The sequence below is a fragment of the Pseudomonas sp. 10(2024) genome, from assembly GCF_045164175.1.
GTDB classification, from domain to species: Bacteria; Pseudomonadota; Gammaproteobacteria; order Pseudomonadales; family Pseudomonadaceae; genus Aquipseudomonas; species Aquipseudomonas alloputida.
Map to the genome: position 1 here is coordinate 3556113 of NZ_CP174006.1, position 23131 is coordinate 3579243.

16 protein-coding genes are annotated in these 23131 nt (G+C 64.2%); 10 read left to right on the forward strand and 6 right to left on the reverse strand.

Going from position 1 to position 23131, the window contains the following annotated elements; genetic code table 11:
• Window positions 1–65 precede the first annotated feature (65 nt).
• Both ACI7M0_RS16090 and ACI7M0_RS16095 read right to left on the reverse strand, forming a co-directional pair.
• Complete coding sequence (locus ACI7M0_RS16090) at window positions 66–2972, reverse strand: HD domain-containing phosphohydrolase (RefSeq protein ID WP_129931960.1); 2907 nt, start codon at window positions 2970–2972, stop codon at window positions 66–68.
• 205 nt (window positions 2973–3177) lie between these two features.
• The gene (locus ACI7M0_RS16095) at window positions 3178–3789 is read right to left on the reverse strand and encodes a TetR/AcrR family transcriptional regulator (protein WP_064491497.1); all 612 of its coding nucleotides are present in this window, start codon (window positions 3787–3789) and stop codon (window positions 3178–3180) included.
• A 109-nt stretch (window positions 3790–3898) separates the two neighbouring features.
• On the opposite strand from ACI7M0_RS16095, the gene ACI7M0_RS16100 reads away from it, so the two are divergent.
• The 7 genes from ACI7M0_RS16100 to ACI7M0_RS16130 all read left to right on the forward strand — a co-directional run bounded on the left by ACI7M0_RS16100 (window position 3899) and on the right by ACI7M0_RS16130 (window position 13436).
• Window positions 3899–5692: an ABC transporter ATP-binding protein gene (locus tag ACI7M0_RS16100; RefSeq protein ID WP_129931959.1), complete on the forward strand. Its 1794-nt coding sequence runs from the start codon at window positions 3899–3901 to the stop codon at window positions 5690–5692.
• Window positions 5686–7443, forward strand: a complete 1758-nt coding sequence (locus tag ACI7M0_RS16105) for an ABC transporter ATP-binding protein (RefSeq protein WP_129931958.1) — start codon at window positions 5686–5688, stop codon at window positions 7441–7443. Before ACI7M0_RS16100 ends, ACI7M0_RS16105 begins: the two co-directional genes overlap by 7 nt.
• A complete protein-coding gene (locus tag ACI7M0_RS16110) occupies window positions 7443–8384 on the forward strand; it encodes an ABC transporter permease (RefSeq protein WP_129931957.1) in 942 nt (313 codons plus the stop codon). Before ACI7M0_RS16105 ends, ACI7M0_RS16110 begins: the two co-directional genes overlap by 1 nt.
• Before the next feature lie 20 nt (window positions 8385–8404).
• Window positions 8405–9322, forward strand: a complete 918-nt coding sequence (locus ACI7M0_RS16115) for an iron chelate uptake ABC transporter family permease subunit (RefSeq protein WP_129931956.1) — start codon at window positions 8405–8407, stop codon at window positions 9320–9322.
• On the forward strand, window positions 9319–10095 hold the full coding sequence (locus tag ACI7M0_RS16120; RefSeq protein ID WP_064491494.1) for an ABC transporter ATP-binding protein: 777 nt from the start codon (window positions 9319–9321) through the stop codon (window positions 10093–10095). The genes ACI7M0_RS16115 and ACI7M0_RS16120 overlap by 4 nt, the downstream gene beginning before the upstream one ends.
• A complete protein-coding gene (locus ACI7M0_RS16125) occupies window positions 10092–11081 on the forward strand; it encodes a siderophore ABC transporter substrate-binding protein (RefSeq protein ID WP_129931955.1) in 990 nt (329 codons plus the stop codon). Before ACI7M0_RS16120 ends, ACI7M0_RS16125 begins: the two co-directional genes overlap by 4 nt.
• Window positions 11082–11198: 117 nt before the next feature.
• Window positions 11199–13436 carry a TonB-dependent siderophore receptor gene (locus tag ACI7M0_RS16130; RefSeq protein ID WP_104887422.1) on the forward strand — a complete coding sequence of 746 codons (2238 nt, stop codon included), beginning with the start codon at window positions 11199–11201 and terminating at the stop codon, window positions 13434–13436.
• Between the two features lie 141 nt (window positions 13437–13577).
• On the opposite strand, the gene ACI7M0_RS16135 is transcribed toward ACI7M0_RS16130, so the two are convergent.
• The 3 genes from ACI7M0_RS16135 to ACI7M0_RS16145 form a co-directional block, all read right to left on the reverse strand.
• Window positions 13578–15071, reverse strand: coding sequence for an aldehyde dehydrogenase (locus ACI7M0_RS16135; RefSeq protein ID WP_129931954.1), 1494 nt, complete (start codon window positions 15069–15071; stop codon window positions 13578–13580).
• Between the two features lie 195 nt (window positions 15072–15266).
• Window positions 15267–16649, reverse strand: coding sequence for an aspartate aminotransferase family protein (locus ACI7M0_RS16140; protein WP_003250846.1), 1383 nt, complete (start codon window positions 16647–16649; stop codon window positions 15267–15269).
• Between the two features lie 42 nt (window positions 16650–16691).
• Entirely contained in the window at window positions 16692–17534 is an 843-nt protein-coding gene (locus tag ACI7M0_RS16145; RefSeq protein ID WP_010953510.1) for a helix-turn-helix transcriptional regulator, read from the reverse strand.
• A 282-nt stretch (window positions 17535–17816) separates the two neighbouring features.
• Between ACI7M0_RS16145 and ACI7M0_RS16150 the strand changes: the two genes are divergently transcribed.
• The 3 genes from ACI7M0_RS16150 to ACI7M0_RS16160 all read left to right on the forward strand — a co-directional run bounded on the left by ACI7M0_RS16150 (window position 17817) and on the right by ACI7M0_RS16160 (window position 22467).
• Window positions 17817–19199, forward strand: a complete 1383-nt coding sequence (locus tag ACI7M0_RS16150) for an APC family permease (RefSeq protein WP_104887420.1) — start codon at window positions 17817–17819, stop codon at window positions 19197–19199.
• Between the two features lie 153 nt (window positions 19200–19352).
• A complete protein-coding gene (locus tag ACI7M0_RS16155) occupies window positions 19353–20933 on the forward strand; it encodes an aldehyde dehydrogenase (NADP(+)) (RefSeq protein ID WP_129931953.1) in 1581 nt (526 codons plus the stop codon).
• A gap of 160 nt (window positions 20934–21093) precedes the next feature.
• Window positions 21094–22467, forward strand: coding sequence for an 8-oxoguanine deaminase (locus tag ACI7M0_RS16160; protein WP_029615658.1), 1374 nt, complete (start codon window positions 21094–21096; stop codon window positions 22465–22467).
• 113 nt (window positions 22468–22580) lie between these two features.
• Here the strand turns inward: ACI7M0_RS16160 and ACI7M0_RS16165 are convergent, their stop codons facing one another.
• A complete protein-coding gene (locus ACI7M0_RS16165; RefSeq protein ID WP_047603929.1) occupies window positions 22581–23072 on the reverse strand; it encodes a GNAT family N-acetyltransferase in 492 nt (163 codons plus the stop codon).
• Window positions 23073–23131: the final 59 nt, after the last annotated feature.

The window sequence follows — 23131 nt, forward strand, 5'->3', positions numbered from 1 at the left end:
ACCGGGAAAGGCCGTGGCGCTTGAATCGGGCGCCACGCGGTCTGATTGTTCAGCGCTGTCGCCTCTCAGCTCACAGGTCTCGCTGCGCTGCGCTCCTGAATTTGCGCCAGCCAGTAGGCCACATCCACCTCGTCGATCTGCTCGGTGCGCAGGAAGCGCTCGGCATATTGGCGGTATACCCCGCTGCTGAGGAACAGCTGTAGCAGTTGCCCGTCGACGTGCCCCTCGCGGGCCATGGACACCAGGATCTTCACCGATTCGGACAGCGTTTTCGGGGGTTTGTATGGCCGGTCTGCTGCCGTCAGTGCTTCGAAGATGTCGGCAATCGCCATCACTCGCTCGGCAATGCCCAGGTCCTGCCCGTCCAACCGGCGCGGATAGCCGCTGCCGTTCATCTTTTCGTGGTGGTTGCCGGCGATGTCGGGCACCCGCTTGAGGTGGCGCGGGAGCGGCAGTGAACTGAGCATGATGATGGTCTGCACGATGTGTTCGTTGATCTTGAAGCGTTCTTCGTCAGTCAGCGTGCCACGGCGGATCGACAGGTTGTACAGCTCGCCGTAGTTGCTGGCGTGGCCTGGCAGGTGCATGTCGAACCCCCAGATATTACGCGGGTCGCCCTTCACCACCGGCGGCGTGCGGGTACCCCAGGGCACGCAGTGCTCGGGGCGGTCGGCCAGCAATGGCTCCTCTGTCGGTAGTTCAGGCTGCGGCACGCCAACAAGGCGTTCCGCCTCATCACGGGAGATGCCCAGGCGGTTATCGAAATGGCGCAGCCAGCGTCGCTTGCCGATCACCTGCAAGCGCTGGATATCGGTGTCCTGCATGAACTCGCCGCCGATGTTGGCCTGGGCGACGAAAGCGAAGTCGTCCTGCAGCTCGGCCTGGCTTCGGCTCAGTGCGGCTTTCAGTACCTGCTGGTCGACGCCGCTGGCCAGGCCTTGCCAATAAGCCAGCTCCGCATCGCGCCACAGCACTTCGAAACGCATGCGTACTTCGTGGATACGGTTGTACAGGGTCTCCAGCTTGGTCGCCTTGTCCACCACGTACTCGGGGCTGGTGACCTTGCCACAATCGTGCAGCCACGCTGCCACACGGAACTCGTACCGCTCTGCCTCGGTCATGCTGAAGCTGGCGAACGGACCGCTGTCGGCTGCCACTGCCTGATCCAGCAGCATCTGCGCCAGCTGAGGCACCCGCTCGCAGTGGCCACCGGTGTAGGGGCTCTTGGCATCGATGGCGTCTGCCAGCAGCTTGATCATGGCGTCCAGCAGGCGTTGCTGGGCTTCCACCAACTGGCGGGTTTCGATAGCCACCGCAGCTACTCCGGACAATTCCTCGACAAAGCGCCGGAATGCCTCGCCCACCCGCTCCTGCGCCTGCTCTTCGCCCATTTGCAGGACCAGGATGCCCAACAGTGCCCGGCTACGGTCATTAAGCACCACGGCCAGGCTGCGCTCGTGCAGGCCGAGGGCCTGGGTCACTGTTGCAGCCAAGTGCTGCCGGGCGCCTTCATCCACTGCCAGCTCGCTTGGGTAGTGTTCACCGCGGCACGAGGCGGCCAGGCGCAGCAAAGCCTGTTCAGCGTCGTACAGGTAAACCCCGCCGGCGTCGCCCCCGGCAGCTTCTACCAGATGGCTCAGCACGCCATCGAGCATGCGCTCCAGGTCTCGCTCGCGGCTGAGCGCAAGGGTAATCGCCTGAAAGTGGCGAATAGTACCGGACATGCGGCTCAGCACGCGGCTCAACTCGCGCACCTCGGAAACCCGCGAGTGCACGCCCACTTCACGGCTGAAATCAAAACTGGCCAAACCTTGAACCTGCTCGCGCAACAGCCGCAGCGGGCGACCAATGCGCCGGCCGAGCACACCGCCGAGCACCAGCAACACGGCCATCAGTGCCACGGTCCAGAGCAACTGCTCGAACAAGACTTTGCGTGCCCCCACCAGCAGCTCGTGGCCTGGTACGGCAATCAGCACGTGCAAGTCGTGCCCGGCCAGGGTGGTCAGCTGCACACGAATGCCATACCAGGTCTGGCCGTCCACCTGATAAGGCTGAGGCTGGTTGCCCTTCGGCAGGTCAGCGTATAGCTGCGCCAGGCTGGGAGCGCCCAGCTCAGCGACCCGCGACAGGCGCACGCCTTGCCCTTCGTGCACGATTGCCCGCTGCGGGTCCGGATAGGCCACAACGTTGCCCTGGTCATCGACCACCACGATCTCGGTACCCGGGGTCATGCGCAGGTCCTGAGTCTCGCTGGCCAGGTCGTTGACCGAAACGTCCAGGCCAATCACGGCCCCACCGTCGACGCTACGTTGGGCCATGGTCAAGCCGACCTCGCGGGTGGTGAAGAACACATAGGGGCGCGTCAGCACAGTAGAGGGTTGTACCGTGGCTTCAGCGAACCAGGGGCGCAGGCGTGGATCGTAGCGATAGTCAGGTTTGGCCTGGGCCTGCAACAAGTTCAGCGCCCGATCATAAAAGCGCCACTCGCCCTGCACCTTGGCGCCGTCGCCATGGCTGACGCTCTGCACCAGAAAAGCCGTGCCCGGTGGAGCGGCGAAACGCTGCATCAGCTGTGGGTCACGCAGGCGCCGCACCAACAGGAACTCGCCGCTGGGGTAACCCAGATAGGCGGCGCTGAGCATGCGGTTGGCGTCCAGCATTTCCACCAGCTGTGGCAGCCGATCCAGACGCTGTGCCTGGGTGTGCACCGTCGTGTTGTGAGCCAGCAGGCGAATGCTGCTTTGCGCCGGCTCGATCAGGCGCCTGGCGCGCTCGTCGATCGTCTTGGCAACTTGCTGGGCGGCATCGCCAGCGGCGGCCACGAGGGTTTGGCGAATTCCGCGGTAACCCTGCCAGGCCAGGGCGGCGCCGAGCAGCAGCATGCCCAGCACGACGGCCAGCGCCACCAGCCATTGCAGCGAGATGCCACGCCCGGCTTTACCGGCAACACGGCCATTCGACACGCAGCCCATTCCAGGTACTCCATGTGTGGCAGTTTGAAGGAGCAGCCAGAACGATCATGCAGGCCAGGGCCATTCGCAGGCAGCGTGACGGGCCAAATGTTGGCAAGCTGCCCTGGTCCATCTTGGCAGCAGTGTAGAGCGTACGTGGGCTTTCTGCCGGGATGGCAAAAAAGTTAACCTGGGCAGTAAAAGGCGCACAGCCGTTACATGAGGCTCAACCCCGCTGCTCCAGCATGACCAACGCCCCGACAATCAGCGCCTGCATGCCCTCAAGCAACTCCACTTCCATCTCCGATTCTTCGCCAGCCCGGTCGGCCTCCAGCAGCGGCTCGCGCCCCGACACCGTGTACACCGTATCGGCCACGGCAAAGCCATGGAACGCCACCGTCGACAACAACCAGCGCGCCTGTTCCAGGCTCAGGCCGTAGGCCTGGGCGATGTGCGCCTGGTGGTCATTGATCTTGTCGATCATCGCTTCTGTCGCTGCCAGCCTGCGGATCACATAGGGCGTCAGACCCGGGTGGGCCTTGACGAATGCCTGTACCGACGTGGCAAAGCGCGTCAGGTAGGACTGCAACCCTTCTACACAATTCCCGTCTGCCCTAGGGATCTGCCAGCGCTGAAAGATCTCCTCGGCCACCAGGCACTTGAGTGCTTCGATGTTCGGCACATGCTTGTACAGCGCCATGTGGCTTACGCCCAACGCAGCGGCCACGCCAACGAACGTGAGGTTGGGCAAGCCGATGGCGATGCTCACGTCGGCAATCCGTTCACGGGTGATGGTGCGAGGGCGACCGCGTCCGGGGGTGCGTTGTGGTGGTTGCATCGGTTCCTCCAGGCTTTGTGAAGACAGTCTTGTAGCTGCCTTGTCGGGTTTTCGCAAATTAGTTTATAGTCATGCAACTAATTAATTTGCAGCTTTCCAGGCCCGCTTCATGTCCGATTCATCAACGCCCCTTGACGATGCCGCCCCTTCAACAAACAAAGCCCGCAGCCCGCTCAGCCGTGTGCTTTCCCCCATTCGCGGGCGGCTGGCGCTGTCGGCGGTGCTGGCTGCTGCGGGCTCGATGCTGGCTTTGGTACCGCTGGCAGGCATTGCGCACATCGCACACCTGGCGTTGAGCGAAACCGCCACATCGGGCGCCATTGGCCGGGCCATCGCAGCCAGCATCGCCAGCCTGTTCACTGGCATGACCCTGATCACCGCAGCCGAAATGCTGGCGCACCAGGCCGACAACCACATCACCCATCACCTGCGCGTGGCGATCGGCCAGCGCCTGATGCAAGTGCCGCTCGGCTGGTTCAGCGAGCGGGCATCAAGCGAAGTGAAACGGGCCATGCAGGACGACATCGGCACACTGCACAGCCTGACCGCGCACTTTTTCACCACACTGGGCCGCACCGTGGGCGCCGTGCTGATTTCCGTGGCCTACCTGTTCGCCATGGACTGGCGCCTTGCCGTGGTCGTGCTGCTGCCCTTCCCGGCGTTCTTCCTGTTTCTGCACCGTGCCATCAAGGCCAGCGCAGCGCATATGGGTGATGTGGTTGCCGGCATGGCGCGCATCGATAACGCGGTGGTCGAGTTCGTCAATGGCATGCCGCTGGTCAAAGCATTCGGCGGGCGCGGCAACGCGCAGGACCGCTACCGTGCCGCGGTCGATGCCTTTGCCAACACCTTCATCGGTTTCACCCGCCCACTGGTTGCGGCGATGGCACGGGCCAATGCCTTGATCGCGCCGGTGACCGTAGTGGGTGTGGTGCTTCTGGCAGGCATGGCGTTCGTGGCCCTGGGCTGGATAGAGCCGCTACAGATACTGCCCTTTGCCTTGGTCACACCTGGGTTGTGCGCGCCGCTACAGTTGTTGCACTACATCACCCACGACCTCAACAACGCGGTAGGGGCGGCCCAGCGGGTGCAGGCCCTGCTGGACACCCCGGTGCTGCCGGCCCCTGCGGTTGGCAGCCTGCCCAACGGCAGCGAACTGCGCGTGGAGCAACTGAGCCATGCCTACGCCCCCGGCAACAACGTGCTCGATGACGTCAGCTTCACCTTGGCCCCCGGCACCACGACCGCCATCGTCGGCCCCTCTGGTGCCGGCAAGTCGACCCTGGCGCGCCTGCTGCTACGGTTTTTCGACCCAGACGCCGGGCGCATCACCCTGGGTGGCGTCGACCTGCGGCAGATCGAGAGCCGCGAACTGTACCGACGCATAGGTTTCGTGCTGCAGGAGGTGCGGCTGATCCATGCAAGCGTGGCCGACAACATCGCCCTGGGCAAACCGGCTGCAACCCGCGAACAAGTCGAAGCGGCTGCGCGCCTGGCCAACATTCACACACGCATCCTGCAACTGCCGCGTGGCTATGACTCAGTGGTGGGCGAAGACGCGCAATTGTCCGGGGGCGAACAGCAGCGCCTGAGCATTGCTCGCGCCGTGCTGCTCGACCCGCCCGTGCTGGTACTGGACGAGGCCACCGCAGCCGCCGACGCCGAGAGCGAGGCGGCGATCCAGGATGCCTTGTCGCGTTTCGCCCGGGGTCGCACCCTACTGGTCATCGCCCACCGGCTGGACACGGTGATGCATGCCGACCAGATCCTGGTGCTGGACCAAGGCGCCCTGTGTGAACAAGGGCGCCACAGCGAATTGCTCACCCGCCAAGGCCTTTATGCACGGCTGTGGGCGCAGGGTGGTTATCAGGACACCGTGAAAAAGGCGCTGCCAGCATGCTGAAAACCTTCGTTCGACTGCTGGGCGAATGCGCCCCGGCCTGGCGCCGTTACCTGCTGATGACCGTGCTGTACGGGGTATTCAGTGGCCTGACCATCAGTACCCTGGCGCCGCTCATGCTGCACCTGCTGAACAGCGAAATACACGCTGCCAGTGCCTGGTTGGTCGTGCTGGCCGCCGGCATGACGCTGTGCTGGGCCTGGCGACGCCAGGTGGAAAAGGCCGGCATAAGCTTGGCGGTAGCGGTGCTGCAAGGCGGCCGCCAGCACATTGGCGCCCAGGTAGCACAGCTGCCACTGGGTTGGTTCACCCCTGACAACACCGCGCGGCTCGGGCATGTGATCACCCAGGGCACGATGGCTGTGGCCCAACTGCCGGCCCATGTGCTCACGCCCTTGATCAGTGGCAGCGTCACGCCGCTGGTGCTGTTGGTAGCGCTGTTCATCCTGCACCCGCCGCTGGGGCTTGTCGCCCTGCTAGCGCTGCCGGCGCTGGCTGCAGTGCTGCTGTTCAGCGCACGCCTGGGGCGCAGGGCCGATCACGCCTTTCACCAGCACTTCGCCGCCGCCAGCCAGCGTATGGTGGAGTTCGCCCAGGCACAGTCGGTGCTGCGGGCCTTCAATGGGGAGGGTGGGGGCACACGGTTGCTGGCGCAAAGCCTGGAGCGCCAGCGCAGCAGCGGCATGGGCCTGATCATTCGTGCTTCGCTGTCAGCACTGCTCAACAGTTGGGCCGTGCAGGCAACATTTGCCGCGCTGTTGGTGGCCGCCGGCCTGTGGTTCGGCGATCAGGCGGGTGGCCAAGCGCAGGACGCAGTTGCGGTGATCGTGGCACTGGTGCTGGTGTGCCGCTTCATCGACCCGCTGCAGGACGTGGCCAGCCATGTCGAGATCCTGCGCGGGGCCCATGGCCAGCTGCAGGAAATCGAACGGATCCTGGCAGCCAAGCCGTTGCCAGAACCCGCCTCGCCCCACCGGCCGGTGGGCGGCGCAATCAACCTGCAAGGGGTGAGCTTGCGCTACAACCCCACCGGGCCCGACGTGCTGCAAAACGTGAACCTGCACATCCCGGCAGGCAGCATGACCGCCGTCATCGGCGCCTCGGGCTCAGGCAAGACATCACTGATGCGCCTGATTGCACGGTTCTTCGATACCACCGAAGGCAGTGTGCGCATTGGCGGCGTCGACGTGCGGCAAATGGCCCGCGCCAGCCTGACCGACACAGTCAGCCAAGTACTGCAGGACACCTGGCTGTTCCAGGGCAGCATCGCCGACAACATCCGTATCGGCAAACCCGATGCCAGCGACGCCGAGGTACTGCAAGCGGCGCACATGGCCGGCTTGGGACACACCCTCGAACGGCTGCGCGGGGGCCTCGATACGTCCGTGGGCGAAGGTGGTGCGCAGCTTTCCGGTGGCGAACGCCAGCGTGTGACCATTGCCCGTGCGCTGATCAGGCAAGCACCAGTACTGCTGGTGGACGAAGCCACCGCCGCCCTTGATGCCGAGAACCAGGCCGTGATTGCCCAGACGCTGCACAGCCTGCATGGGCGTTGCACCTTGGTGGTCATCGCACACCAGCTCAGCACCGTGGCCATGGCCGACCATATCGTGGTGCTGGACGCCGGGCAGGTTGTCGAGCAAGGCACACCGGCCACACTGCGCGCCAATGGCGGGCACTATGCACGCATGCTCGAACAGCGCCACGCCGCCAACGGCTGGCGCATCGGGGCACCGAGGGTGGAACACGACTGATGCGTGTTGCATGCCTCATCCTGTTCCTGGTGTTGTGCGCGGCCTCACTGGCTGTCGGCGTTCGTGAGCTGGCCTGGTCTCAGCTGCTTACCCTGCAAGGCGACGCCTGGCTGACCCTGACCGCAAGCCGCCTGCCACGGCTGGCCGCATTGATACTGGTGGGTGTCGGGCTGGCGGTATGCGGTGTGATCCTGCAGCAGATCGTGCGCAACCGTTTCGTTGAACCCGGCACCACCGGCGGGCTCGATGCCGCGCGCCTGGGCATCCTGCTGTCGCTGGGCCTGGCGCCCGCGGCCGGGGCACTGCTGCGCATGCTGTTCGCACTGGCCGTGTGCTTTGCCGCCAGCCTGCTGTTTGTCGCCCTCATCCGCCGCATACGCGCCCGCAACGCGGTGCTTGTGCCGGTCATCGGCCTGATGTACGGCGGCGTGCTGAGTGCGCTGGCCGAGTTCTACGCCTACCGCTTCAACCTGCTGCAAAGCATGCAGGGCTGGTTACTGGGTGATTTTTCCAAGGTGGTGCAGGGCCGCTACGAAATTCTCTACCTGATTGTACCGATCGTGTTGCTCACCTACCTGTACGCACAGCGCTTCACCGTGCTGGGCATGGGCGAAGGCATGGCCACCAGCCTGGGCCTGAACTACACCACCAACGTGACGGTGGGCCTGCTGCTGGTAGCAGTGACGGTGTCGGCTAGCGTGATCATCATCGGCGCCATCCCCTTCGTCGGCCTGGTGGTGCCCAACCTGGTCGCCCTGCGCCATGGCGACAACCTGCGCCGCACCCTGCCACTGGTGGCGCTGGGCGGTGCGGCCTTGCTGCTGGTCTGCGACCTGCTCGGGCGGTTGCTGATCTACCCGTTCGAAGTGCCCATCGGCCTGACTGCAGGCGGCCTGGGCGGGCTGATCTTCCTCGGGCTGATCATCTGGAGGCAGCGATGAAAGGCCGACACTGCTTGTGACTGGCCGTGGTCGCTCTGGCCACGCTGTTCGTGTTCGTCAACGCTGGGGCGGATTTCGCCTACCTCATCCCCAAGCGCCTTGTGCGCCTGGCGGCCATGGTGATCGGTGGCGTGTGCGTGGCTTGCTCCGCCATCGCCTTCCAGACCCTTTCCGGCAATCGCATCCTCACCCCGGCGATCATGGGCTACGAAGCCGTGTACCTGCTGCTGCAGGCGCTGCTGGTGCTGGGCATGGGCGTGCAGGGGCTGATCGTGCTCGGCAGTGACGGCAATTTCCTGCTCTCGATGCTACTGATGCTCGGCTACTCCTGGGCCCTGCACCGCTGGCTGTTTCGTGACGGCAAAAACAACGTGTACTTCCTGCTGCTGGTCGGCCTGGTGCTGACCATGGTCATGGCCACGTTCACCCAGTTCGTCCAGCTGAAAGTCAGCCCCGGCGAGTTCTCGATGCTGCTGGGCTACACCCAGGCTTCGTTCAACCGGGCATCGCCGCAGTTGCTGCTGTATTCGGCCGTGCTGGTGGCGGGCGTGTGTGTGCTGCTGGCCCGGGCCGTACCGGTGCTGGACGTGCTGGCACTCGGACGCGACCAGGCCATTTCACTGGGCGTGGACTACCGGCGCAACGTGCGCCTGCTGCTGGCGCTGATCGCAGCGTTGGTCGCGGTGTCGACCAGCCTGTTGGGGCCCACGGCATTCATGGGCGTGTTCGTCGCCAACATCACCTATGCGATGGCCGGTACCTTCCGCCACCGGGTCACCCTGGCCCTCGGCAGCGCCGTGGCCATTGCCGTGTTCATTGCCGCCCAGTTGCTGGTCGAGCATGTCTTCAACTACAGGACCACCGTCGGCATCCTCGTGAACCTGGTGTGTGGCACCTACTTCCTCGCCCTGATGGTGCGCAACCGGGGAGCCGCATGATTACTGTCCACGACCTGCACAAAACCTATGGCAGCAAAGAGGTGTTGAGCGGGGTAAGCGCCAGCTTCCCGCGCGGGCAGCTGACCTCGCTGATCGGCCCCAATGGCGCCGGCAAGTCCACCTTGCTGATGATGCTGGCCCGGCTGCTGGCGCCTGCCAGCGGTGACATACGCCTGGACGGGCAAAGCATCGACAGCATCGCCATCGGCGACTATGCCCGGCGCGTGGCCACCCTGCGCCAGTCGGTCGACTTCAACCTGCGCCTGACCGTCGACGAACTGGTCGCGTTCGGCCGCTTCCCCTACAGCCGTGGTGCGCTCACCGCTGCAGACCGTCGGGCCATCGACCAGGCCATTGCCTTTCTGTCCCTGGAGCCGCTGCGCCAGGCCTACCTCGATGAACTCAGCGGCGGCCAGCGGCAAATGGCCTTTCTGGCCATGACCATCGCCCAACAGACCGACTATCTGCTGCTGGACGAGCCGTTGAACAACCTCGACATGCGCCACGCCGTGCAGATCATGCGCGCCCTGCGTCGGCTGTGCGACGAGTTCGGCCGCACGGTGATTTTGGTGGTGCACGACATCAACTTTGCAGCCGCCTACTCCGACTGCATCGTCGCCATGCAGGGTGGCCGTGTGCATTGCAGCGGCAGCGTCGAGCAGGTTGTGACCGAGCGACAGCTGCACGCGCTGTACGGGCTGGATTTCGACATCACCCACAGCGCGCGCGGCCGCCTGTGCAACTACTTCAACCCACCCGGAGAACAGCAATGAACCGCAACCACCCCGCCAACGGCTGGCCATTGGCGCTACTGCTAGCCGCCACCCTCGCCCTGCACGGCTGCAACGAGCCCACGGCAACCACAGCGGCACCGGCGAACACCACGCGCCATGGCGACTACACGCCGTTAACCGTACAGCACAAACTGGGCACCACAGTGATCAGTCAACTGCCACAGCGCACGGTGGCTCTGGACATGAACGAAGTGGACTTCCTCGACCAGTTGGGCGTACCCGTGGCGGGCATGCCCAAGGACTTCGTGCCGGACTTTCTTGCACGCTATAAGGATGCCGGGCAAACGGCAGATGTCGGCTCGATCGTGCAGCCCAACCTGGAGCGGGTGCATGCGGCGCGGCCTGACCTGATCCTGATCACCTCGCTGCAGGCCAACCACTATGACGAACTGAGCGAAATGGCGCCGACCCTGCACTTCGATGTGGACTATCGCGACAGCGAAACCGGGCATGTCGCCATGGTCAGGCAGCACCTGCTCAGCCTTGGGCAGGTGTTCGGCAAGCAAGGCTTGGCCCAGCGCAAGGCTGACGCACTGGAGGCCAAGCTGGCCCAGGCGCGCAGCGTCACCCGCGACCGCCCGGAGCGGGCCCTGGTGGTGCTGCACAACAACGGCGCCTTCAGCGCCTTCGGCGTGCAGTCGCGCTACGGCTTCATCTTCAATGACCTGGGCGTCAAGCCGGCCACCACTACCCTGGATACCGGCCTGCATGGCCAGCCGATTTCCAGTGAGTTCATCCAGCAGGCCAACCCCGACATCCTCTATGTGGTGGATCGCACCGCCGTCATGGAGCACCGCCCAATGATGACGGCAGACACCTTGGACAACCCCCTGCTGCGCCAGACCAACGCCTGGAAGCACGGCCGCGTGGTGTTCGTCGACCCGCAGGCCTGGTACGTCACAGCCGCCAGCCCGACCTCACTGGCTTTGATCGCGGATGACGTGATCAGGGGCTATCAGGACTAGGCACTGCCTTTTTGCAAATGCCTGCCACTGCGTTAGCACGTGATTCTCATTTGCCTTACGTCTTCGCTTTTTAAATGCAAAAACACAACCCGCCATCTGTCCCTCTGGAGCCATCGCGTGTCCATCCGTACCTTGCACACACTCTCGTCCCCTGCCCTGGCATTGCCTGCGCTGCCGCGCACCCCGCTGGCACATGCCGTATTCATTGGCCTGGCCCTTGGTAGCTGCACACTGGCGCCAATCGCCGCACACGCCGACGCAGCCAACCCCCACGAGGCCGCTGAAGAAAAAACCGCCGCCCCGGAATTGCCCGCCACCCTGATCGACGCCCAAGCCAGCGCTGCCGATCCACTGCCACCGGTGTATGCCGGCGGCCAGGTGGCCACCGGCGGGCGGGTGGGCCTGCTGGGCAACAAAGACTTCATGGAAACGCCGTTCAGCACCGTCAGCTACACCGACACCTACATTCAGGATCTGCAGGCCCGGGACATCACCGACGTTATCGCCGCCACCGACCCGTCAGTGTTCAGCAACGGCCTGACCGGCACCTACAGCGAGAACTACTCGATCCGCGGCTTCCAGACCAGCGTCAGTGACATGACTATCGATGGCCTGTTCGGCATGGCCCCCTACTACCGCGCCTCACCCGAAATGTACGAACGCATCGAAGTACTCAAAGGCCCGTCGGCGCTGCTTAACGGCATGCCGCCCGGCGGTTCGGTGGGCGGTATTGTCAACCTGATTCCCAAGCGCGCTGGCGACACGCCGCTGACCCGGCTGACCGCCACCTACGCTTCCGATGCCCAGCTTGGCGGCCATGTCGACGTTGGCCGGCGCTTCGGTGAGGGCAACCAGTTTGGCGTGCGCTTCAACGGCATGTACCGCGACGGCGACACTGCCATCGACGATCAACGCCAGCGCAATGTGCTGTCTTCTCTGGCCCTGGACTGGCGTGGCGAACGTGGCAAGCTGTCGCTCGACTTGTTCGATACCGACGACCACATCAGCGGCCAGAACCGCGGCATGGGCCTGGCCGCTGGGGTACCAGTCCCCAAACCGCCAAAAAACGACACACTGCTCAACCCCGACTGGGCTTATGTGGAAACCAAGGACAAGGGCGTCATCCTGCGCGGTGAGTACGAGCTGAACGACCAGTTGCTGGCCTATGGCGCGGTCGGCACCAGCAAGACGGACTATCGCTACAGCGGCGCACTCACAGCAACGGTGAACAACAGCGCCGGTGATTTCACCACCGCGATGGGCCAGTTGCAGATGGAGATCCACAAGACTTCTGCCGAGGTGGGGCTGCGTGGCCATTTCGACACCTTCGGCATCAACCACCAATGGTCGGTCAACGCCACCCAGTACAGCGACACGCAAAAGGACTTCGGCCGCCGCGCCGCCGGCTCGAACTGGACGACCAATATCTACAACCCTGTCTGGGGCCCGAAGGTATCGGAGGCCTGGCCACTGATTGCCCACACGGAAAACGACCTGAAAAGTTATGGCATCGCCGACACCCTGTCGGTGCTGGATGACCGGGTGCAACTGACCCTCGGCGTACGTCGCCAGGAAGTGGTCACCGACACTTACAACACCAATACCGGTGCCCGCAACAAACCAGGCTATGACACCCACGCCACCACCCCTGCCGGGGCCATCCTGTTCAAGCTGACCGATGAGCTGTCGCTGTACGCCAACTACATCGAAGGCCTGAGCAAAGGCGCGGCCGCACCGATCACCGCTGCCAACTATGGCGACGTGTTCGCGCCGTACAAATCAAAACAGAAGGAAATCGGCCTCAAGCTCGACCTGGGCACCTTCAGCCACACCTTGGCGCTGTATGAAATCAAGCGCCCGGGCAGCTACACCGACCCGGTCACCAACATCTTTTCGTTCGGTGGCGAGCAGCGTAACCGGGGCGTGGAATGGAGCTTCTTCGGTGCCCCTCTGCCCGACGTGCGCCTGATGGGGGGCGTGGCTTATGTCGACCCCAAGCTGACCAAGACCGCAGGTGGTGCCAACGATGGCAAGACCGCCACGGCCTACCCCAAGGTGCAGGGTAAGCTGGGCATGGAGTGGGACATCCCCGGCCTGGATGGGCTGACCCTGACCGGCAACGTGACCTCACAGTCCAAGCAATACATCAATGCCGAGAACAGCCTGTCGATTCCGGGTTACACGATCTTCGACGTTGGCGCCCGCTTTGTGACCCAGGTCGCCAACAAGCCGGTCACCTTGCGAGCGAACATCGCCAACCTGGGGGACAAGGACTACTGGGGTGTGCCACTGACCCAGACCCTGGGGTTGGGGGCGCCGCGGACCTATCAGCTTTCGGCTAGCGTGGACTTCTAACCGGGTCCCGCTGCTGCGCCAGATACGGCCTCTTCGCGGGCGCGCCCGCTCCCACAGGTCCAGCACAACCCTCAGACTTGTGCTGAACCTGTGGGAGCGGGCATGCCCGCGAAGCAGACGACGCGGTCAATGATCAATACATCAGCCGCGCAACTGGTACCAGGTGGTCTTGAGTTGCGAGTACTTGTCGAACGAATGCAGTGACAGATCGCGGCCAAACCCCGACTGCTTGCCCCCACCGAACGGCACCGTCACATCCAGCGCATCGACTGTGTTCACCGATACGGTACCGGCTTTCAACGCCCGCGCTACCCGGTGCACCTGGTTGAAGTCGTCGCTCCACACCGAGGCTGCCAGGCCATAGATGCTGTCGTTGGCCAGGCGCACGGCTTCTTCTTCCGTGTCGAAGGCGCTGACCGCCAGTACCGGGCCGAACACCTCCTCGCGCGCCAGGCTCATGCGGCCCTCGACACCGGCAAAAATGGTCGGCTCGATGTAGTTGTCCGAACCTTCGATGGTCAGGCGTCGGCCGCCACACACCAATCGCGCGCCCTCTTGCCCGGCACGCACGATGGCGGCCTCGATGCGGCCGGTCTGCTCGGCATCGACAATGGCCCCGGCGCGGCTCGCCGGATCCAGCGGGTTACCGGGCAGCCACTGGCGAGCCTTGGCCTGCAGGCGCTCGATGAACTCATCGTGGATGGCACGCTGCACGTACAGCCGCGAGTTGGCCGAACACACCTCGCCCTGGTTGAAGAAAATGCCGAAGGCGGCCTTTTCCGCAGCCAGGTCCAGGTCCTGGCAGTTGTCGAACACCAGGTTTGGGCTCTTGCCGCCGCACTCCAGCCACACCTGCTTGAGGTTGGACTGCGCCGAGTACTGCATGAAGTACTTGCCCACCTGGGTGGAGCCGGTGAATACCAGGCAGTCCACATCCGGGTGCAGGCCCAGCGCCTGCCCGGCCTGCTCGCCCAGGCCCGGCACCACGTTCAGTACGCCTTCCGGCAACCCCGCTTCCAGCGCCAGTTGGGCCAGGCGCAGGGCCGAAAACGGTGATTGCTCGGCGGGCTTGAGTACCACGCTGTTACCGGCAGCCAGCGCCGGGGCCAGCTTCCACGCGGCCATGTCGAGGGGGAAGTTCCACGGCACCACGGCCGCGACCACACCGAGTGCTTCGCGGGTGATGGTGGCCAGCGCATTGGCAGCAGTGGGCGCCACCTGGTCATACAGCTTGTCCAGCGCCTCGCCGTACCAGGCGAACACATGGGCAGAGCCCGGCACGTCGATGGTGTAGGCATCCATCACCGGCTTGCCCATGTTCAGCGAGTCCAGCAGGGCCAGCTCCTCGCGATGGGCCATGATCAGCTCGGCCAGGCGCAGCAGCACTTTCTTGCGCTCGCCAGGCGCCATGCGCGGCCAGGGGCCTTGCTCGAAGGCTCGACGGGCGCTGGCGACGGCCAGGTCGACCTCGGCATGGCCGCAGGCGGTAACCTGTGCCATTACGTTGTTGGTGGCGGGGTTGATGGCAGCGAAGGTGGCGCCATCCTGTGCGTTGACGGGTTTGCCGTCGATCAGTGCATGGGCCGGAAGGTAGAGGTCCGAGGCGCGTTGTTGCCAGAATTCGAGAGTGTACATTTGTACTCCAGACGACCGTCGTGGCGGTCCTTCTTGCGCAAGTAACAGGTACCACACAGTCCGCAAGCACGCCGCACTCCCTCTGTGGGAGCGGGCATGCCCGCGAATCAGGCGACACGGTGGATGGCACCGGCTTCGCCGGTGTTCGCGGGCGTGCCCGCTCCCACAGGGAAGTGCGTTGCCCTTGTCAGCGGCTTAGAGCTTGCCGACCAGCCGCGCCGTGCGGTCTACGGCTATCCGGGTCTTCTCCACCAGCTCATCCAGCTCGCTGTGGTTGGCAATCAAGGCCGGGGCCATGATCATCCGGCCCAGGGTCGAGCGAATGATCACCCCTTCCTCGAAACCAAAGGTGCGGCACTGCCAGGCCAGGTCGTTCTCGTTGGCAAAGCGCTTGCGCGTCGGCTTGTGCTCGGCGAACTGCAGCGCCGCCACCAGTCCGGCCCCTTGCACCTGGCCGATCAATGGGTGGTCGGCAAACACTTCCCGCAGGATGCGCTGCAGGTACGGCCCCGTGTCGTCCTTCACCTGGCGCACGATGCCTTCGTCACGCAGCGCCTTCAGGTTGGCGATGGCCACTGCCGCCGCCACCGGGTGGCCGGAATAGGTCAGGCCGTGGGCAAACACCCCGCCGCGTTCCACCAACGCCTCGGCAATGCGCTTGCTCAGCACCAGGCCGCCCATGGGCACATAGCCGCTGGTCAGGCCCTTGGCAATCGACAGGGTGTCGGGCTCGAAGCCGAAGTATTCATGGGCGAACCATTCGCCGGTGCGGCCAAAGCCACCGATCACCTCGTCGGCGCACAGCAGCACGTCGTACTGGCGGCAGATACGCTGGATTTCCGGCCAGTAGCTTTCCGGCGGGAAGATCATGCCGCCGGCCCCCTGGAAGGGTTCGGCAATGAAGCCGGCAACGTTTTCGGCACCCAGTTCGAGGATCTTTTCCTCCAGCTGCAGGGCGCAGCGGCGGCCGAACTCGGCCGGGGTCAGTTCACCGCCCTCGGCGTACCAGTAGGGTTCGTCGATGTGTGCCACATCCGGAATCAACCCGCCCATGTCGTGCATGAACTTCATCCCGCCCAGCGCCGTGGCCGCCAGGGTCGAGCCGTGGTAGCCGTTCCAGCGGCCGATCATGATTTTCTTGCCTGGCTGGCCAACCACCTGCCAGTAGCGGCGCACGGTGCGGATCAGTACCTCGTTGGCCTCGGAGCCGGAGTTGGTGTAGATCGCGTGGCTGTAGTGCCCCGGCAGCAGGCTGAACAGCAGTTCGGACAGTTCGATCACCGCCGGGTGGGTGGTGTGGAAGAACATGTTGTAATAGGCCAACTGATCCATTTGCGTGGCCGCGGCGGCCGTCAGGTCACGACGGCCATAACCGAGCTGGGTGCACCACAGGCCGGACATGCCATCCAGGTAACGCTTGCCCTCGCTGTCCCACAGGTGCAGCCGTTCGCCCCCGACGATCACCCGCGGCCCTTCGGCGTTCAGCGCCTTCTGGTCGAGGAAGGCATGAATGTGGTGGGCGGCATCGGCTGCCTGGTAGTCACGGGTCTGGCGTTGCGGGGCGAAAGGCGCGTTCATTGTTGGTTTTCCTTTGCGGTGGGGTTGCAGGGCAGCTGGCGTTCAGCGCAGCTTGCCCATGTAGCTTTCCAGCGGGTCCTTGCCCAGCACGCCCTGGGCATTGGCCAGTGCATCGATGAACAGGGAGAACAGTTCGGACTGGGTGCCGATGTCGAGCTTGGCGTAGACGTTCTTGCGGTGCGACTTGATGGTGTCTTCCGACACCCCCAGCCGCTCGGCCAGTGACTTGGTCGAGTGGCCACGCAGGATCAGCTGGGCGATACGGCATTCACGCTCGGTCAGCAGCGAGCTGCCGAAATTGTTCAGCGCGGCATGAATACGTTGCTCGAGGATGTTCTCGAAGCGCCCTGCGCGGCTGTCCAGCCCGGCAAAATGCTTGCCGAGTACCGCCAGTACCCAAGGCGTGATGAGCCCGAACCGCGTGCGGCTTTGCCCATCCAGCTTGTCGGTGAAGGCCAGCGACACCGCCAGGCTTTGCCCGGGCGCCACCTGCAGGATGTAGTTGAGTTCATCCTCCAGGTGCGAGTGGCGGTAGAACGATTGGTAGTATTCGCTGACCTCGAAGTGGTCGGGTGCCACTTCGAACAGCCCGTAACAGCCGGATTCGACCTGTTCCACACAAGCACCGTAGAACGGGTCAAGCAGGTAGAAGCCCGACAGGTAGCGGCTGACATTGCCCTCGGGCTGCCAGGGCGCCTTGTCATCCTGCTCGAACAGCGCACAGGGCATGCCGTCGTGCGGGTACAGGTACACCGTGGTCGCCTGGATCGGCCGGATCACACCCAGTGCAGCAAACAGGCTGGCGGCAAAGCCCGGCCGGCCGATCGCCTCGGTGACCTTGGCCTGGTGCTCGAACCATTGTTCTGAAAGCAATTGATTGGTCACTGTAAGCCTGCCGTTTCTTCTCAGTGGCACCGCCGCCAGTGCGGTGCGTCGTTGAGCAGATACTCCCACGGCGCTGCAGGCACCGGAATCACCCTTTGGGGTGAGCCGGGCAAGGGCTGTGTCCGCTCACCCCAAAGGGTGATTCCGGGTGCCTGCAGGGTGTGGGAGCATCAACCCGCCCCAGCGCTGCGAGCTTTCCGCTCGACCTCCTTGCACAACACCTGACGGTCGCGAGCCTGCTCGCCTGCCGCGGTGTCCTGCATCCCTTTTCAGGAGTTAGCAATGCATACAACAACAAGTACAGCCCATAGCCCCGCCCCGCATGCACCCTCGCAACCCGGCACCAGCACCGGCCGCTTCCGCAAGTCCATGAGCATGACCGCCCTGGTGCTGTTTGGCCTGGCCTACATGGTGCCCCTGGCCGTATTCACCACCTACGGGCTGGTCACCCAGATGACCAAAGGGCACCTGCCCACCGCCTACCTGCTAACGCTCGCCGCCATGCTGCTGACCGCCTACAGTTACGGCCGCATGGTCCAGGCCCACCCCTACTCCGGCTCGGTCTACACCTACACGCGCAAGGCCTTCGGCAGCCATATCGGCTTCATCACCGGTTGGACACTGCTGCTCGACTACATCTTTCTGCCGCTGCTCAGCTACCTGCTGATCGGCATCTACATGTCGGAATACTTCCCGACCATCCATGCCTGGGTGTGGGTAGCGGGTTCCATTGCCCTGGTCACCTTCCTCAACCTGATCGGCATCGAGTCGATCACCCGGGTCAACTGGATCCTGGTGGTGGTGCAACTGGTGTTCATCATCGTCTTCGTCGCCCTGTCCATTCTCAAGCTCAGCGGACAGGCGGAGCCGGTGTCGCTGCTGGCCCCCTTGCACCACGATGGCTTCAGCGTGCCGTTGATCATGACCGGCGCCGCCGTGCTGTGCCTGTCGTTCCTCGGCTTCGATGCGGTGTCGACCATGGCTGAGGAAACCAGTAACCCGACCTACCGCATTCCCGTGGCGATTCTGGCGGTGTCGTTGATCGGCGGCCTGCTGTTTCTGGTGGTGTCTTATTGCGCGCAGATGGTGTTCCCCGACTGGGGCAGCTTCGCCGACCCGGATTCGGCGTCGGTGGACGTGATGCGCCGGGTGGGCGGCGAGCTGCTGGTAACCGCCTTCACCGCTACCTACGTGGCGGGCTGCTTCGCCTCGGCCATGGTGTCCCAGGCCAGCGTGTCGCGCGTACTGTTCGCCATGGGTCGCGACGGCGCATTGCCGCGGGCATTCGGCCAGCTGGTGACGAAAAAGCGCGTGCCGGCCACTGCCATCCTGGTGGTCAGCCTGCTGTCGCTGATCGCCCTGGTAATCACCCTGGATACCGTGGCGAACATGATCAGCTTTGGCGCACTGTTCGCCTTTTCGGCGGTGAACCTGGCGGTGGTCAAGCACTACCTGGTTGACCAGAAACTGCGCGGTTGCCGCAACTACCTGCTGTACGGCGCCATTCCCGGCCTGGGCTTTCTCAGCACGTTGTGGCTATGGAGCAGCCTGACCAGCCTGTCGTTCACCATCGGCCTGTGCTGGATGGGCCTGGGCCTGTTGGTGCTACTGGGGCTGACCCGGGCGTTGCGCGTGAAGCTGCCAGAGTTGCAGATGGCCGAGTGAGCCCTGACGCCTTGCATGACCGCTCCTGCAGGGCATCGCGAGAACCCGGGTGATAACTGCTCGTTATCGCCCGATCCGTATTAATCATTATTCAGCCCCCCGTTCGCCCCCTACAGTCCTGACCAACGATTGTCATTGCCAACGGGAAACGAAATGTCCATCGAACACCGCCTGAACCACATCGCCGGCCAGCTCAGTGGCCACGGTGACGTGCTGCTGCACAGCCTCGACGCCCACACCGGTGAAGCACTGCCCTACGCCTTCCACCAGGCGACCGGCGACGAGGTGGAGGCCGCCGCCCAGGCCGCCGAGGTGGCCTACCCGAGCTACCGCAGCACCCGCCCGGACCAGCGCGCCGCTTTTCTCGACGCTATCGCCAGCGAACTGGACGCGTTGGGTGATGACTTCATCCAGGACGTGATGCGCGAAACCGCACTGCCTGAAGCACGCATCCGCGGCGAACGCAGCCGCACCAGCAACCAGCTGCGCCTGTTTGCCGAAGTGGTACGGCGTGGCGACTTTTACGCTGCACGCATCGACCGCGCCCTGCCCCAGCGCACCCCGCTGCCGCGCCCGGACCTGCGCCAGTACCGCATCGGCGTGGGCCCGGTGGCCGTGTTCGGCGCCAGCAACTTCCCTCTGGCCTTCTCCACCGCTGGCGGTGACACCGCTTCGGCGCTGGCCGCCGGCTGCCCGGTGGTGTTCAAGGCACACAGCGGGCACATGCTCACTGCGGCCCATGTGGCCGCGGCCATCGACCGTGCAGTGACCGGCAGCGGCATGCCGGCAGGCGTTTTCAACATGATCTACGGTGCCGGTGTGGGCGAAGCACTGGTCAAGCACCCAGCCATTCAGGCGGTCGGCTTTACCGGCTCGCTGCGCGGTGGCCGCGCCCTGTGCGACATGGCCGCAGCGCGCCCGCAGCCGATCCCTGTGTTCGCCGAAATGAGCAGTATCAACCCGGTGATCGTGCTGCCGCAGGCTCTGCAGGCTCGCGGTGAACAGGTGGCGACCGAGCTGGCCGCCTCGGTGGTGCTGGGCTGCGGGCAGTTCTGCACCAACCCGGGCCTGGTGGTGGGTATCCGGTCGCCACACTTCGAGCATTTCCTGCAAACGCTGGTGGCACGCATGGCCGACCAGAGCCCGCAGACCATGCTCAACGCTGGCACCCTGCGCAGCTACCAGAACGCTGTGCAGCACCTGCTGGCGCACCCGGGTATCCAGCATCTGGCCGGCCAACCGCAAACCGGTAACCAGGCTCAGCCGCAGTTGTTCAAGGCCGACGTGAGCCTGCTGCTCAATGGCGACCCGCTGTTGCAGGAAGAAGTGTTCGGCCCTAGCACCGTGGTGGTTGAAGTGGCCGATGCCCAGCAATTGGCCGAAGCATTGCGTCACCTGCAAGGTCAGCTGACTGCCACCCTGATTGCCGAACCTGACGACCTGCGCACCTTTGCCTCACTGGTGCCGTTGCTGGAACGCAAGGCCGGGCGCTTGCTGCTCAATGGCTACCCGACCGGTGTGGAGGTTTCCGATGCCATGGTGCATGGCGGCCCCTACCCGGCCACCTCCGACGCCCGCGGCACTTCGGTCGGCACCTTGGCCATCGACCGCTTCCTGCGCCCGGTGTGCTTCCAGAACTACCCGGACGCACTGCTGCCGGATGCGTTGAAAAACGCTAACCCGCTGGGGATTGCCCGGTTGCTGGAGGGTGTGAGCAGCCGCGAGGCGGTGTGATCTTTCATGGCTGCAACCCGTTCCGGCCTCTTCGCGGCTCTAGCCGCCAAGAGGCCGGCACTGGCGCTTCGAGCTGTATACAATCAGTAAAAAGCTTGCTTACAATACCGAGCGCCTATGACATCGGTAATCGCCGATGCGTATTGCGCAGGCTTGCACCATGTCATCTACAAACCCTGCAAAAACGCTCCTCGTCAAAAACGCCGCACTGCTGGTCACCATGGACGGCGAACGCCGCGAAATCAAGAACGGCGGCCTGTTCATCGAAGACAACCTGATCAAGCAAGTCGGCCCCAGCGAAACCCTCCCGCAGCACGCCGACGTGATTCTGGACATGGCCGGCAAGGTGGTCATCCCAGGCCTGGTCAACACCCACCATCACATGTACCAGAGCCTCACCCGCGTGGTACCGGCAGCTCAGGACGGCGAGCTGTTCAACTGGTTGACCAACCTGTACCCGATCTGGGCGCGCCTGACCCCCGAGATGATCGCGGTGTCGACCCAGACCGCCATGGCCGAGCTGATCCTGTCCGGCTGCACCACCTCCAGCGACCACCTGTACATCTACCCCAACGGCTGCAAGCTCGACGACAGCATCCACGCGGCGGCCGAGATCGGCATGCGCTTCCATGCCGCGCGCGGCAGCATGAGCGTGGGCCAGAGCCAAGGCGGCCTGCCACCTGACTCGGTGGTGGAAAAGGAAGCCGACATCCTCAAGGAATCGCAACGCCTGATCGAGGACTACCACGATGCCAGCCACGGCTCGATGCGCCGCATCGTGGTCGCGCCATGCTCGCCGTTCTCGGTCAGCCGCGACCTGATGCGCGAGGCTGCCGTGCTGGCGCGCCAGTATGGGGTGTCGCTGCACACCCACCTGGCCGAGAACGTCAACGACATCGCCTACAGCCGCGAGAAGTTCGGCATGACCCCTGCCGAGTACGCCGAAGACCTTGGCTGGGTCGGCCATGATGTATGGCATGCCCACTGCGTGCAGCTCGACCAGCACGGCATCGAGCTGTTCGCCCGCACCGGCACCGGCGTCGCCCACTGCCCATGCTCGAACATGCGGCTGGCCTCAGGCATCGCCCCGGTACGCAAGATGCGCGACCACGGCGTACCGGTGGGGCTGGGGGTCGATGGCTCTGCCTCCAACGACGGCGCCAGCATGATCGGTGAAGTGCGTCAGGCCCTGCTGCTGCAACGGGTGGGCTTTGGCCCTGACGCGATGACTGCACGCGAAGCACTGGAGATTGCCACCCTGGGTGGCGCGAAAGTGCTCAACCGCAATGATATCGGTGCCCTGGCCCCGGGCATGGTCGCCGATTTCGTCGCCTTCGACCTGGGCCATGTGGCGTATGCCGGCGGCCACCATGACCCATTGGCGGCACTGGTGTTCTGCACCCCGACCCAGGTGCATACCAGCGTGATCAACGGCCGCGTCGTGGTGAAAGACGGCCAGCTGGCCACCGTCGACCTGCCGCGCGTACTGGAACGCCACAACCAGCTGGCCCATCAGCTGGTCAGTGGCACTTGAGGCCAGGCATCAGCTCGGCATCGCCGGGTTGAATGAAGGGCATGCGCAGCCCTTTGGGCTGCGCTGTCACCTAGGCAAGCTGCGGGTAGCGCACACTACGATGTCATGTCCACTCAAAGGTCCATGACCATCTCATGCCAGGCCATGCCGCCGTGGTCCGACGGCGACGGTTTCACGTATCGGTAGCCAAGCTTCTGGTACAGGGCCACATGCTGCTCCTTGCACATCAGGTGAATGGTCTGCTTGCCCGCCGCGTGCATGCGCCCGATGAATTCGTTCATCAACAGTTTGGCGTAGCCTTTGCCCTGGTGGGCCGGGTCTACAACCACCGACATGATCACCACGTTCGCGGCCGCCGGGTCATGGCCAACCAGCTCTTTGAAGGCCTCGTCGGACATCACGACCTCGTGGGCGCAGCCACTGTTGATGAAACCAACAATCTCGCCGTCGCTTTCCAGCACCAGGAAGCCTTGTGGGTACTGCGTGATACGCGTGCGGATTTTCTCCAGCGTGGCCGCCTCATCCCCTTCATAGGCGCCAATTTCGATGGCGTAGCAACGCTCGGCATCGGCGGGAACGGGGGTGCGGAACTGAAGGGCGCTCATGGCAGGTATCCTTGGCAATGGTAAAAGCAGCCGCCATGATAAATGAGCATCGACCTTGC